The sequence below is a fragment of the Serratia sp. LTN-2 genome, from assembly GCF_059740205.1.
Genome location: NZ_JCAXDO010000009.1, coordinates 141,421 through 154,146, shown reverse-complemented (window position 1 = coordinate 154,146; position 12,726 = coordinate 141,421). Strand labels below are relative to the sequence as shown.

At 58.9% G+C, this 12,726-nt stretch carries 13 protein-coding genes; 9 read left to right on the top strand and 4 right to left on the bottom strand.

What is annotated here, in order from left to right; genetic code table 11:
* Positions 1–18 precede the first annotated feature (18 nt).
* Positions 19–933: a LysR family transcriptional regulator gene (locus AC6BYQ_RS17870; RefSeq protein WP_025921000.1), complete on the bottom strand. Its 915-nt coding sequence runs from the start codon at positions 931–933 to the stop codon at positions 19–21.
* Between the two features lie 672 nt (positions 934–1,605).
* Between AC6BYQ_RS17870 and AC6BYQ_RS17865 the strand changes: the two genes are divergently transcribed.
* Positions 1,606–2,820, top strand: a complete 1,215-nt coding sequence (locus tag AC6BYQ_RS17865) for an MFS transporter (protein WP_498057293.1) — start codon at positions 1,606–1,608, stop codon at positions 2,818–2,820.
* A gap of 194 nt (positions 2,821–3,014) precedes the next feature.
* Here AC6BYQ_RS17865 and AC6BYQ_RS17860 read toward each other — a convergent pair whose 3' ends face one another.
* Positions 3,015–3,764, bottom strand: coding sequence for a 3-oxoacyl-ACP reductase family protein (locus AC6BYQ_RS17860; RefSeq protein ID WP_063918675.1), 750 nt, complete (start codon positions 3,762–3,764; stop codon positions 3,015–3,017).
* Between the two features lie 126 nt (positions 3,765–3,890).
* Here AC6BYQ_RS17860 and AC6BYQ_RS17855 point away from each other — a divergent pair, with 126 nt between their 5' ends.
* Positions 3,891–4,808, top strand: a complete 918-nt coding sequence (locus AC6BYQ_RS17855) for a LysR family transcriptional regulator (RefSeq protein ID WP_432525670.1) — start codon at positions 3,891–3,893, stop codon at positions 4,806–4,808.
* A 55-nt stretch (positions 4,809–4,863) separates the two neighbouring features.
* On the opposite strand, the gene bhsA is transcribed toward AC6BYQ_RS17855, so the two are convergent.
* The gene (bhsA, locus tag AC6BYQ_RS17850; protein ID WP_063918677.1) at positions 4,864–5,124 is read right to left on the bottom strand and encodes a multiple stress resistance protein BhsA; all 261 of its coding nucleotides are present in this window, start codon (positions 5,122–5,124) and stop codon (positions 4,864–4,866) included.
* A gap of 195 nt (positions 5,125–5,319) precedes the next feature.
* Between bhsA and AC6BYQ_RS17845 the strand changes: the two genes are divergently transcribed.
* From AC6BYQ_RS17845 to AC6BYQ_RS17825, 5 genes are all read left to right on the top strand, one after another.
* Positions 5,320–5,763: a lipocalin-like domain-containing protein gene (locus tag AC6BYQ_RS17845; RefSeq protein WP_063918678.1), complete on the top strand. Its 444-nt coding sequence runs from the start codon at positions 5,320–5,322 to the stop codon at positions 5,761–5,763.
* The gene (locus AC6BYQ_RS17840) at positions 5,760–6,428 is read left to right on the top strand and encodes a glutathione S-transferase family protein (RefSeq protein ID WP_019453191.1); all 669 of its coding nucleotides are present in this window, start codon (positions 5,760–5,762) and stop codon (positions 6,426–6,428) included. Before AC6BYQ_RS17845 ends, AC6BYQ_RS17840 begins: the two co-directional genes overlap by 4 nt.
* A 47-nt stretch (positions 6,429–6,475) precedes the next feature.
* Entirely contained in the window at positions 6,476–6,883 is a 408-nt protein-coding gene (locus AC6BYQ_RS17835) for a VOC family protein (RefSeq protein WP_019453190.1), read from the top strand.
* A 333-nt stretch (positions 6,884–7,216) separates the two neighbouring features.
* A complete protein-coding gene (locus AC6BYQ_RS17830) occupies positions 7,217–8,578 on the top strand; it encodes an NCS2 family permease (protein WP_063918680.1) in 1,362 nt (453 codons plus the stop codon).
* Between the two features lie 197 nt (positions 8,579–8,775).
* Positions 8,776–10,425, top strand: a complete 1,650-nt coding sequence (locus AC6BYQ_RS17825) for a Na+/H+ antiporter (RefSeq protein ID WP_019453188.1) — start codon at positions 8,776–8,778, stop codon at positions 10,423–10,425.
* A 75-nt stretch (positions 10,426–10,500) separates the two neighbouring features.
* Here the strand turns inward: AC6BYQ_RS17825 and AC6BYQ_RS17820 are convergent, their stop codons facing one another.
* Entirely contained in the window at positions 10,501–11,388 is an 888-nt protein-coding gene (locus AC6BYQ_RS17820) for a LysR family transcriptional regulator (RefSeq protein ID WP_019453187.1), read from the bottom strand.
* Between the two features lie 140 nt (positions 11,389–11,528).
* Between AC6BYQ_RS17820 and AC6BYQ_RS17815 the strand changes: the two genes are divergently transcribed.
* Both AC6BYQ_RS17815 and AC6BYQ_RS17810 read left to right on the top strand, forming a co-directional pair.
* The gene (locus AC6BYQ_RS17815; protein ID WP_004936830.1) at positions 11,529–11,951 is read left to right on the top strand and encodes a CidA/LrgA family protein; all 423 of its coding nucleotides are present in this window, start codon (positions 11,529–11,531) and stop codon (positions 11,949–11,951) included.
* Positions 11,944–12,633 (top strand): LrgB family protein, encoded by a 690-nt coding sequence (locus AC6BYQ_RS17810; protein WP_004936833.1) that lies wholly within the window; start codon positions 11,944–11,946, stop codon positions 12,631–12,633. Before AC6BYQ_RS17815 ends, AC6BYQ_RS17810 begins: the two co-directional genes overlap by 8 nt.
* The last annotated feature ends 93 nt before the right edge of the window (positions 12,634–12,726 follow it).

Genomic DNA, 12,726 nt, shown 5'->3' with positions numbered 1-12,726 from the left:
TTTTTTGTTTTTGCAGCCTCAGCGCTCTGGCGATGAGGCCAACAATTGTCGGGCTGCGTTCAATACGTTGACCCGTTTTTCGTTTTTTTGCATCACCAGATAAACGTCGATATGCAATCTTTCATTCATTTGTGCATCCAGGTGGCGATAGCACAAGCCCGCCCGGGTGGATACGCACATCGATTGTGGCATCAGTGCCATGCCTTTTCCCCGAGCGATGCTGGCCAGCATGATCAGTGAATCATCGGGTTCCGCTTTGCGCTTCAGTACAAAAGGCAGTGATTGAAGGACATTTTCGCACTTATCATAAAAACCCGGGTTTGCACTGCGGGAGAACCAGTAGAGCGGCAGATCGACAACGTCGCGCAGCGATACGGTATCTTGAATGCTGGCGGGATGAGACGAAGGCAGCGCCAACATGAGCGGTTCTCGATACAACCAACGAAATTCAAAGGCTTCTTCGCCGTTAGGCGCTTTCTCGCCGACAAGCGCGATATCCAGATTCCCCCGAGCCAAGATCTGCAGTAACTGTTTTGACGTCAGTTGATGAGCGGAGATCTCATCGGCATCGATGAGCTTTTCCAAATGGGCATTGATGGTGGGGATCAGACTGAAATCCAGCGTACGCGTGACGCCGATTTTCACCGTGTCGCTCTCGACATTGAGTCGTTGAACCAAATGAGAAAGCTGATTAATGAGTTGTTTGGCTTGCTCCTCCAGTTTGATTCCCGCCTCAGTTAAATGTACCTGATGGGTATCGCGGGTAAACAGCGGGCAACCAATCACGTCCTCGAGGCACTGGATTTGCCGGGTCAACGGCGGTTGCGTCATTCGCATTCTTTCGGCTGCCCGGCGAAAATTCAGCTCGTGTGCGACGGCGAGAAAGCACTGCAACTGCTTAATTGTGGGTAGTTTTTCATTGAAAATCGTCAATTACGGGCTCCGACGTCATTCGACCTGACGCTGATTGGCGAAAGGTGGGCGATAGCAAATAAAATCCAGAATCAACACGTCGGGTACAGCGGTATTCTATTTTTTGTATCAGATTACCTGAACGGTTGTTATATTTCCATAACATTATTGATACAAAAGTTATATTACAAAACTAACAATTCTCTAATGTTATTGGTTTGTTATTGTGAGCTCTCTGAACGCCCTGTTGGAGGTTTATACCTTTCGTGACGCTTTGCCCACTGAAATATCATGTAAGCAAGCCGAAATTAAAATGGCCGAAGACTTTATTACTTACTGTGAAATAAGGCTTTTTAAGCCGCTCTGACTGGAAAGTAACTGATGAGAATAAAATAAATAATGTCATAGAAGACATAATACTTGTCCCGATCCATTGTCGTACTACGGAATAAGAATCTTGGTGAAAGAGGCTCTACGCTGATGCCATTCTTCATGCTCTATTGTCATTCAGCCAAACCATAATATCGATTTGAACAAAATTTTTGCCTATGACGACGATCTCTCTGATATTCCGATGCTGTCAGCGACGGGCAAGCCCGTTTGTGTAGGCGAACATTCAAACCTGGCGGAATATGCGCGCCGGAATAATTGGAACATGCTGGCGGAAAATGCTCCCAATTAATTGAGGATACGATGAAAAATTTATCGAGTGACAATCAGCCATTGAGCATTAAAACCTGGTTGGCATTGGTGATCTTGGCCCTGTCCACGTTCACCATTGTTACCACTGAATTAGCGCCTATCGGCCTGTTGACGCCGATGGCCGAAGGCCTGCACCAGTCAGAGTCGATGATCGGTCTGACCGTCACGCTCTATGCGTGGGTTGGCGCGATCAGCGCGCTGTTGTCTTCGCTGTTTCTGGGTAACTTGCCTAAGAAGCTGCTGTTGCTGACGTTGACGCTGATCATCCTGGTCTCCAACAGTCTGTGCGCCATGGTTGAAAATTACCACTGGTTACTGGCTGCCCGCGTGATCGGCGCTTTGGCGCACGGCGCATTCTGGGCGATGATCGGTGCAACGGCGGTATCGCTGGTGCCGACAAGATTCATCGGGCTGGCTACGTCCATCGTTTTCGGTGGCGTCTCTGCGGCCAGCGTATTCGGTGTGCCGCTGTCGAATTATATCGGGCTGAACGTCGGCTGGCGGCCTGCTTTTTGGTTGATGTCTCTGCTGAGTGTGATTGCATTGGTGGGAATTGCTTTGGTCGTGCCGAAGGTGAAAGCCAGTAGCGCCCTCGGCTTCGAGGCATTGGCTCGCGTATTGCGTTCAGGCGCGCTGTGGCGCATCTACGGTGCGACTTTGCTGGCCATCACGGCGCATTTCGCTGCATTCACCTTTATTGAACCCTGGTTGCACAGCGTTGGGGCAGTCACTTCCAACATGATCCCGGTGATGCTTTTCGTTTTCGGTATTGCCGGCCTGGCGGGCAACTTTGTCACCGGCGTGTTTATCGACAAATGGTTGAAACCGATGGTGGTGCTGTCTGTCGTGCTGATCGCCGCAACGCTGCTGACCCTTGGCCAGATCGGCAACAGCCTGACGAGTGCGGAAATTCTGGCGTTGGTGATCGTCTGGGGCCTGGCCGTTTCCGGCATCTTCGTCGGTTTCCAAACCTGGGTGCTGCGCCTGGCCGGTGAAAATGCGTTCCCCGCTTCAGCGATTTACGTCTCCTTCTTTAATGGTGCCATCGGCTGCGGCGCGTTGGCGGGAGCATGGCTGGTGTCGTTGTACAGCATTCCTGCGTTATTGATGATCGCGGGTATCGCCATTGCGCTCTCGTTGCTGCTGATTGCGATGATTCCGGTAAAAGCTGAACAAGTGGTGGTGTTGGTGGGAGAAGCGTCATGAGTGACGCTGGCAACAACATAGATGACTGGGCAGTATGGCATTGGCTGTAATGACAAGAGAATTTCAAAGTTGTCGATTCAAAAAAGGTATCGAGTGTGGCATTAATGTGATTAAGCCAAATAATGCTTCCTTATTTAATGATATTTTTTCTATAAAAAAGCCCCTTCACGGGGCTGTTTGCATTTCAGAGATGGTTATGCAGAGAAGCCACCGTCGATGCTCAGGCTGGCGCCGGTGATATAACCCGCCTGCGGGCCGGCCAGGTAGGCGACGAAGCCGGCGATCTCTTCATCTTTGCCGTAGCGGCCGATCGCCATCAACTGCTTGAGTTGATCGGCGAACTCGCCGGCGTCCGGGTTCATCTCGGTGTCCACCGGGCCGGGCTGCACGTTATTGACGGTGATGCCGCGCGGGCCGAGATCGCGCGCCATGCCTTTGGTCAAACCGACCAGGGCCGATTTGCTCATCGCATAGACCGCGGCGCCGCCGAACGGCACGCGCTCGGCGTTGGTGCTGCCGATGTGGATGATGCGGCCGCCGTCGTTCATGTGGCGCGCCGCTTCCTGGCTGGCGACGAACACGCTGCGCACGTTGACCGCCAGCATGCGGTCCAGGTCGTCCAGCGCCAGCTCTTCGGTGCCGCCCAGCGTAAATACCCCGGCGTTATTCACCAGAATATCCAGGTTGCCGAAGAGGTTCACCGCCTGGCGCACCGCCTGCTGCAGCGCCGCCGCATCGGCACTGTCGGCCTTGATGGCGAGGGCTTTGCCGCCGGCGGCGGTGATGGCGTTCACCACCGCGTCGGCGCGATCGGCCGAGGCGGCGTAGGTAAAGGCGACGGCGGCGCCTTCGCTCGCCAGCCGTTTAACGATGGCGGCGCCGATGCCGCGCGAGCCGCCCTGAACGAATGCGACTTTACCTTGCAGAGTTTGTGCTGTGGTCATGCTGTGTCTCCAGAGTGGGTAAGGGAAAACCGTTACGGCCAGTATCTGGGATCGCCCGCACGGTAACTAGCCACAAAGAGCTATAATCAGTTCAAACCATAAGTTTAAAATCCATAGAGGAAAAACATGCTGGGACATCTGGAGTGCTTCGTCAGCAGCGCGGAAAACGGCAGCTTTTCCGCCGCCGGCCGCAAGCTGGGCATCAGCCCGGCGGCGGTGAGCAAGAATGTCACCCGGCTGGAAGCGGTGGTTGGCGTGCGGCTGTTTCAGCGCAATACCCGCAAGCTGATCCTCACCGAGGCGGGGGAGCGTTTTCTCAGCGAGGTGAGCGGCGGATTGCAATCGATCCAGTGCGCATTGAAAGGGCTGAGCAGCGGCGGCGGCGCGGCGGCCGGCGGGCTGAAGGTCAGCATGGGCACCGCCTTTGGTCTGCATTTCGTCTTGCCGATGCTGCCGGACTTTCTGGCGCGTTATCCGGCGATCGTGCCGGACTGGCATTTCGACAACCGCCAGGTCGATCTGATCGGTGAGCACTTCGATGCGGCATTGGGCGGCGGCATCGAATTGGCGCAGGGCATCATCGCGCGTGAGCTGGCGCCGGCTCATGGGGTGTTGGTGGCCTCGCCGGAGTATCTGCGGCAGCGGCCGCCGCTGACGGAGCCGGAGCAGTTGGCGGAACATGCGGGCATCTTTATCCGCTCGCCGCAAACCGGGCGTATCCGCCATCAGCCGCTGCGCAACGCGGTCAATGAGCAGCGGGCGCCGGCGATGTCGGTCACGATGACGGTCAACGAACCGGAAGCGGCCGCGCGGGCGGCGGAGATGGGGGTGGGCATCGCGCTGATCGGCATGCCGAATGCGGCGCCTTATCTGGAAAGCGGCCGTCTGGTGCGGGTTCTGCCGGGCTGGTATGTCGATCGCGGCAGCGTCTACCTCTATTTTCCCACCACCAAATTTTTGCCGACCAAAACCCGGGTATTCGTCGATTACATCACCGAGCAGTTTCGCCTGCAGAAGCTGGCGGCACGCTTTGATGCCCGCTAAAACGAGAAAAGCCCCTTGCGGGGCTTCTTTCTTCCGTCGGTTAGCTGTTCGACGATCAGTTGAAGATTTCTGCGGTGCCGTACAGTTTGTTCTGACCGCCGGCGGCGACGATGCGGTATGAGCTGGCGCCCGATGCGGCGGCTTTGCTGGCCAGTTCGCTTTCCAGCGCGCTCAGGTTGGCGGCGCCGCTCACGGAGACTACGCCGATTTTCTGAGCGTCTGCGGCAGGCTGGCTGGTTGGCAGGTCAGCGGCGAAGGTAGCGAAAGAAGCGGTAGCCAGCAGTGCAGCGGTAGCAAAAATTTTGACGTTTTTCATGATGTATTCCTCAGCGTATTGATTGGGTGAGAGCTCGTTGTCTCTCGATGTGTTAAATAGTAGTGCGGCAGGTCGGAATAAAAAATCGGAGAGTTTTGAGTATTTCATTCAAATAAATTGATTATTTTTCACCCGCTGGCGCGCGGTAAAAATCATCACTACCCTTTACAGACGATCCTTAACCGGAGAAGACTGATGACGGTAAACGCGTTTATCGGCAGCTGGGCGCTGGTGTCGTCGGCGTTTAAAAATCAGGATGGCGAGTTGAATTATCCGCTGGGTGAGCAGGTGTTGGGGCGCATCCACTATGAGGCCAATGGCACGATGGCGGCGCAGCTCTACAGCGCCGTGCGGCCGCGTTTCGCCGCCGCTGATTTGGCGCAGGGGTCCGAACGCGAGATCCATACCGCTTTCATCAATATGATTTGCTACTTCGGCCGCTATCAGGTGGAGGAAAGCGAGCTGCAGGTGGTGCATCAGGTCGAAGGCTGTTCGTTCCCCAACTGGATCGGCAGCCGTCAGGTACGCTTTTACGCTTTCAGCGGCGATCGGCTGACGTTGCGCACGGTTCCGCTGCAGCTCGGCAACGGCTTGCAGGTTGGCGAGCTGGTGTGGCAACGGACAGGAGCCTCGTCATGATCATTGTTCATCATCTCAATCACTCGCGTTCGCAGCGCATTCTGTGGTTTCTGGAAGAGCTGGGCGTGCCCTATCAGGTGCAACGCTACGAGCGCGATCCGAACACCATGCTGGCGCCGCCGGCGCTGAAAAAGATCCACCCGCTGGGCAAATCGCCGGTGATCGTCGACGGCGATCTGACGCTGGCGGAATCCGGCGCCATTATCGAATATTTGCAGGAAGCCTATGACGCGCAAGGCATGTTCATGCCGACCGATTTCCACGCGCGTCAGCAATACCGCTACTGGCTGCACTACGCGGAAGGATCGCTGATGCCGCTGTTGGTGATGAAACTGGTGTTCAGCCGTCTCGGCCAGCCGCCGATCCCGTGGCTGCTGCGGCCGGTGGCGGGCGCGATCGGCAAAGGCGTGCAGCGCGAATACCTCGACAAGCAGATCGCGCCGCACTGCGAGTACCTTGAGCAGCACCTGAACAAGGGCAGCTGGTTCGTCGGCAACGACTTCAGTGCGGCGGACATCCAGATGAGTTTCCCGCTGGAGGCGATGGCGGCGCGCGGCGCGCTGGACAATTGCCCGAAACTGCGCGGCTTCCTGCAGCGCATTCATGCCCGGCCGGCCTATCAACGGGCGCTGGAGCAGGGCGGCCCTTACGATCTGCTGAGTTAAAGCGATGGGCTATACTCGATGAGGTCATTCTTCATCGGAGGTAGCCCATGGCTACGCAAATCTTCGTTAATCTGCCCGTACGCGATCTGCCCGCCTCGATGGCGTTTTTCACCCAGTTGGGATTCAGTTTCAACCCGCAATTTACCGACGATACCGCCGCCTGCATGGTGGTCAGCGATACGATTTACGTGATGCTGCTGACCCACGACAAATTCAGCATGTTTACCCCAAATCCGATCGGCGACGCCAGGCAGGCCACCGAGGTGTTGGTTTGTCTGTCGCAACCCAGCCGGGCGGCGGTCGACGAACTGGTGCGCAAGGCGATCGCCGGCGGCGGCAATACCTACCACCAGCCGCGGGATTATGGCGTGATGTACGGCCACGGATTCCAGGATCTGGACGGCCATATCTGGGAGCTGATGTACATGGATCCCAGTGCGGTGCAGACGCAATAATGTCGTCGTGGAAGATGTCGCTCGGGGCGTCCGGTCGCCCCGTCTTTTCGTGCAGAAGCCATTCCCGTCATTTTCTGCATAATTTGCCGCGATCTTTAGTTGATTAGACGCCAGGGAAGGCAGGATAATCGTTTGCCTTGAATAAACCACCATAAATCACCCGTACCGCGCGCTGCGAGTTAAACGTTTGCCTTGGTGCGCATCGCCGTTGGCGGTGCGACGGAAGGGCAAGGAAGCGGAACGTGACGTAAACGATTACGTGGCGATCAGGCGCGGGCGAGATTACAGGCCTGCTGCGACGGGCCGATTCATGAAACACAGGGGAAGTAACCTATGTCGAACTCTCAAGCGAACCACGCCGCAAAACCAACCGGCGGGCTTGATGGCTATTTTAAAATTTCCGCGCGCGGCAGCAGCGTGCGCCAGGAAGTGGTGGCGGGGCTGACCACCTTCCTGGCGATGGTGTACTCGGTGATCGTAGTGCCGAGCATGCTGGGCAAGGCGGGTTTCCCGCCGGCGGCGGTGTTCGTCTCCACCTGCCTGGTGGCTGGTCTGGGATCGCTGTTGATGGGGTTGTGGGCTAATCTGCCGATGGCCATCGGCTGTGCGATCTCGTTGACCGCTTTCACCGCGTTCAGCCTGGTGCTGGGCCAACACATCAGCATCCCGGTGGCGCTGGGCGCAGTGTTCCTGATGGGCGTGCTGTTTACCGTCATCTCGGTGACCGGCATTCGCGCCTGGATCCTGCGCAACCTGCCGATGGGCGTGGCGCACGGCACCGGCATCGGCATCGGCCTGTTCCTGCTGCTGATCGCCGCCAACGGCGTCGGCCTGGTGGTGAAGAACCCGCTGGATGGCCTGCCGGTAGCGCTCGGTGCCTTCACCTCCTTCCCGGTGGTGATGACGTTGGTCGGTCTGGCGGTGATCTTCGGGCTGGAGAAACTGCGCGTGCCCGGCGGCATTCTGCTGGTGATCATCGCCATTTCCATCATCGGTCTGATCTTCGATCCGGCGGTGAAATACCAGGGGCTGTTCGCCATGCCGAGCCTGGCGGACGCTGATGGCAAATCGTTGATCTTCAGCCTGGATATCATGGGCGCACTGCAGCCGGTGGTGTTGCCGAGCGTGCTGGCGCTGGTGATGACCGCGGTGTTCGACGCCACCGGCACCATCCGCGCGGTGGCCGGGCAGGCCAACCTGCTGGATAAAGACGGGCAGATCATCAGCGGTGGCAAGGCGCTGACCTCGGATTCCCTGAGCAGCATCTTCTCCGGCCTGGTGGGCGCCGCACCCGCCGCCGTCTACATCGAGTCCGCCGCCGGCACCGCCGCGGGCGGCAAGACCGGCCTGACCGCCACCGTGGTCGGCATTCTGTTCCTGCTGATCCTGTTCCTGTCGCCGCTGGCCTATCTGGTGCCGGTCTATGCCACTGCACCGGCGTTGATGTACGTCGGCCTGCTGATGTTGAGCAACGTCACCAAGCTGGACTTCAACGACTTCGTCGATGCGATGGCCGGCCTGCTGTGCGCGGTATTCATCGTGCTGACCTGCAACATCGTCACCGGCATCATGCTGGGCTTCAGCTCGCTGGTCATCGGCCGCATCTTCTCCGGCGAATGGCGCAAGCTGAACATCGGCACCGTGCTGATCGCCGTAGCGCTGGTGGCGTTTTACGCCGGCGGCTGGGCGATTTAATCACGCCTCGTTTCCCTCGCCCGGCGGGCGGGGGAAGCATGCACGGCATCTCCCTTCTTAAGATAAGTCTTCTTCTGCTCTGCACCGCGTTTTGAAAGGCACAACAAGCTTTAACCGCTGTAAAAAAAGTGATCTACTATCGGGACCAACGCAGGCCCTGAGCCGATGTCGTCTGAATCGTAGAGTCTAAGGAAAGCATGGAAATCTTTTTTACAATCCTCATTTTGATCCTGGTGGTCTCCCTGTCCGGGGTGGTGACGCGCATGTTGCCGTTCCAGGTGCCGCTGCCGCTGATGCAAATCGCCATCGGGGCGCTGTTGGCCTGGCCGCACTTCGGGCTGCACGTCGACTTTGATCCCGAACTGTTCCTGGTGCTGTTCATCCCGCCGCTGCTGTTCGCCGACGGCTGGAAAACGCCGACGCGCGAGTTCCTGCATCACGGGCGTGAAATCCTCGGCCTGGCGCTGGTGCTGGTGCTGATCACCGTGGTCGGCGTCGGCTATCTGATCTACGCCATGGTGCCGGGCATTCCGCTGGTGGCGGCCTTCGCGCTGGCGGCGGTGCTGTCGCCGACAGACGCCGTGGCGCTGTCCGGCATCGTCGGTAAAGGGCGCATTCCCAAGCCGATCATGGGCGTGCTCGAGGGCGAGGCGCTGATGAACGACGCCTCCGGCCTGGTGTCGCTCAAGTTCGCCATCGCGGTGGCGATGGGCACCATGGTGTTCACCGTGGGCGGCGCAACCCTGGAGTTCCTCAAAGTGGCGATCGGCGGCCTGCTGGCCGGTGTGGCGGTCACCTGGACCTACAGTAAATCGCTGCGGGTGATGAGCCGCTGGAGCGGCGACGATCCGGCGACCCAGATCGTGTTCCTGCTGCTGCTGCCGTTCGCCTCTTATCTGATCGCCGAACATATCGGCGTCTCCGGCATCCTGGCGGCGGTAGCGGCGGGGATGACCATCAGCCAGTCCGGCGTGATCCGCAACGCGCCGCTGGCGATGCGCCTGCGCGCCAACAGCGTATGGGCGATGCTGGAGTTCGTGTTCAACGGCATGGTGTTCATCATGTTGGGCCTGCAGCTGCCGGGCATTCTCGAGACCTCTATCCTGCAGGCGGAGCTGGATCCGACGATTCAGACCTGGTACCTGTTCGCCGACGTGGCCACCATCTACGCCGCGCTGCTGGTGCTGCGCTTCACCTGGCTGTGGGTAATGAAGAAAACCAGCAACCGCTTTATGAAAAAGCGCCCGCTGCAGTTCGGCGATTACAGCACGCGTGAGCTGTGGGTGGCGTCGTTCGCCGGGGTGCGCGGGGCGATTACCCTGGCCGGTGTGCTGTCGATACCGCTGTTGTTGAGTGACGGCACCGCCTTCCCGGCGCGCTATCAACTGGTGTTTATCGCCGCCGGGGTGATCCTGCTGTCGTTGATCGTCGGCGTGCTGGCGTTGCCGCTGCTGCTGCGCGGCGTGCAGGTCACCGACAAGAGTGCCAGCAAGCAGGAGGAGCGCATGGCGATCGCCATGGCGGCCGAAGTGGCGATCGAGAGCGTGAATAAAATGGAAGAGCGCCTGGTTGCCGATACCGAAGAGAACCTCGATCCGCAGGTATTGAAAGAAGTCAGCTCGCGGGTGACGGGCATGCTGCGGCGGCGCATCGCCTCGAAAGACGACATCGAGAATGCGCTGGCGATGGAAAACCTCGAGCGGCGTTTCCGCCTGACGGCGCTGCGCGCCGAGCGCGGCGAGCTGTACCACCTGCGCGCCACGCAGAAAATCAGCAACGAGACGCTGCAAAAACTGCTGCACGATCTCGACTTGCTCGAAGCGCTGCTGATCGAGCGCGAAGGGTAAACTTCAGACGAGGAATAAACGTTTTTCCTCTTATTTCTGTCCTGAAGGGCCGCCTGTGCGGCCCTTGTTTTTTGGCTACTTTACCGGCGGCCAGTAGTCGCGGCAGCAGGCGATCCAGGCCTGCGCGCTGTGTGACAGATAGCTGCCCTGCCGCCAGATCAGCCCGACCCGCCACTCCATGCGCGGCTCCAGCGGCAGCCAAACCAGGTTTTCCTTGTCCAGCCAGCGGCAGACCGGTTCCGGCAGCATGGCGATGCCCACGCCGGCCTGCACCATCGAGGCGAGGAAGTCCCACTGGCCGCTGCGCACCGCGATTTGCGGCTCAAAACCGGCCTGGCTAAACGCCTTCATCAGCATCTTGTACAGCGCGAAGTCCTCGTTATAAATCAGGATTGGGCTGTCGGCCAATTCGGCGATATTGATGCGGGTGCGATTGAGCCACTGCGGCGTGCGCGGCGCCACCACGCACATCGGATGGCCCAGCAGCGGCAGAAAGGTCAGCGGCTGTTCTGAATCGAAGGGCAGCACCGTCATCGCCAGATCCAGCTCGCCGGACATCACCGCCTGCTCGACCGACAGCCCGCCCAGTTCGGAAATTTTTAATTCGATGCCGGGGTAGGTCTGGCGAAAACGGCGGATCAGATCGGCGATCTGCCTGCCGACCATCGGCGGAATGCCGAGCCGCAGCACCCCTTTTTTCACTGAACCGATGTCTTCCAGCTCCGCCTCCAACTGGCGGAATTCGTCGAGGATCGTCAGGCCGCGCTGATACACCGCCTGGCCGCTGTCGGTCAGACGCAGCTTGCGGCCTTCGCGGATCAGCAGCGTGCACTCCAGCTCCTCCTCCAGATGCCGCAGCATCTTGCTGATGGTGGGCTGGGTGACGAACAGTTTTTCCGCCGCGCGGGTGAAGCTTTGCTGGCGCACCACTTCAACGAAGTAGCGCAGGGTGCGGACATCCACGTTAGGGTTCTCCTTGGGGACGCTACCGGTGGGAAACTATTCCCAGACGGCATGATGTCGATAATTTTAATTCATTTCAGGCGTGGTTTCCCGGCTGCGTATACTGTAGGCCGTCAATTTATTGTTTGAGGTCATCTTTCATGTCTCTGGCGTTACGCCGCGTAGCCCCCTCCCTGCTGACCCGTTTGCAGGTGCCGATTCAGGTGGCGTTGTATGCGGCGCTGTTCCTGATCGCCGATCGTCTGGTGCAACAATTCCACCTGCCGCTTCCCGCCAATATCGTCGGCATGCTGATGCTGTTGGCGCTGATCCTGCTGCGCATTCTGCCGCTGAGCTGGGTCAAGGCCGGTTCCCGCTGGCTGCTGGCGGAAATGCTGCTGTTTTTCGTGCCGGCGGTGGTGGCGGTGGTCAACTATGCCCAGCTGCTGATGGTCGAGGGCTGGAAGATCTTTCTGGTGATCGCGGTTAGCACTATGCTGACGCTGGGCGCCACCGGGCTGGTGGTGGACAGGGTGTATCGGCTGGAGATTTGGCTGCAGCGACGGAAGCAGCGCCATGAATGATTTCATCCTTAGCCTGGCCTGTTTTCTGGCGACGCTGGCGCTGTACTTCGCCAACAAGAAACTCTATCGTCGCCGCCGCACGCTGCTGCTGATGCCTTTGGTGCTGACGCCGATGATTCTGGTGTTGCTGCTGGTAGTCACCCACATTTCCTATCAGGACTACATCGGTGAAACCCACTGGCTGCTGTGGCTGTTGGGGCCGGCGACCATCGCCTTCGCGGTGCCGGTGTACGAGAACCTGCATATCATCCGCCGCCACTGGCTGTCGCTGACCGCCGGCGTAACGACGGCGGTGCTGGTGGCGGTGTACAGCTCGGTGTGGCTGGCGCGACTGCTGACGTTGCCGGAAGAGGTGCAGCGCAGCCTGGCGGTGCGTTCGATCACCACGCCATTCGCGCTGGAGGCTGCCAAGCAGATGGGCGGCCAGCCGGACCTGGTGGCGTTGTTCGTGGTGATCACTGGGGTATTTGGCATGGCGGTGGGCGATATTCTGTTCCTGCGCCTGGCGGTGCGTAGCCGCCTGGCGAAGGGAGCCGGATTTGGCGCCTCGTCGCACGGCGCCGGCACCGCCCGCGCCTATGAGCTGGGGCCGCAGGAGGGCGTAGTGTCGAGCCTGGTGATGATGCTGGCGGGAATTATCACGGTAGTGGCCGCGCCGTTGATCGGCCGGCTGATGTGGTAAGACCTCTCGGGGCGGGCTATGCCGCCCCTTTTACGTCGTCTGTCGTTGGGAACGGTGCCGTTGATTGACGCCCGAAAAAACGAAGAAATTTTT

Excerpts from the sequence above, each read along its gene's own strand:
- AC6BYQ_RS17865 (WP_498057293.1), top strand. The coding sequence starts at position 1,606 with ATGAAAAATTTATCGAGTGACAATCAGCCATTGAGCATTAAAACCTGG.
- AC6BYQ_RS17860 (WP_063918675.1), bottom strand. The coding sequence starts at position 3,764 with ATGACCACAGCACAAACTCTGCAAGGTAAAGTCGCATTCGTTCAGGGC.
- AC6BYQ_RS17855 (WP_432525670.1), top strand. The coding sequence starts at position 3,891 with ATGCTGGGACATCTGGAGTGCTTCGTCAGCAGCGCGGAAAACGGCAGC.
- bhsA (WP_063918677.1), bottom strand. The coding sequence starts at position 5,124 with ATGAAAAACGTCAAAATTTTTGCTACCGCTGCACTGCTGGCTACCGCT.
- AC6BYQ_RS17845 (WP_063918678.1), top strand. The coding sequence starts at position 5,320 with ATGACGGTAAACGCGTTTATCGGCAGCTGGGCGCTGGTGTCGTCGGCG.
- AC6BYQ_RS17840 (WP_019453191.1), top strand. The coding sequence starts at position 5,760 with ATGATCATTGTTCATCATCTCAATCACTCGCGTTCGCAGCGCATTCTG.
- AC6BYQ_RS17835 (WP_019453190.1), top strand. The coding sequence starts at position 6,476 with ATGGCTACGCAAATCTTCGTTAATCTGCCCGTACGCGATCTGCCCGCC.
- AC6BYQ_RS17830 (WP_063918680.1), top strand. The coding sequence starts at position 7,217 with ATGTCGAACTCTCAAGCGAACCACGCCGCAAAACCAACCGGCGGGCTT.
- AC6BYQ_RS17825 (WP_019453188.1), top strand. The coding sequence starts at position 8,776 with ATGGAAATCTTTTTTACAATCCTCATTTTGATCCTGGTGGTCTCCCTG.
- AC6BYQ_RS17815 (WP_004936830.1), top strand. The coding sequence starts at position 11,529 with ATGTCTCTGGCGTTACGCCGCGTAGCCCCCTCCCTGCTGACCCGTTTG.
- AC6BYQ_RS17810 (WP_004936833.1), top strand. The coding sequence starts at position 11,944 with ATGAATGATTTCATCCTTAGCCTGGCCTGTTTTCTGGCGACGCTGGCG.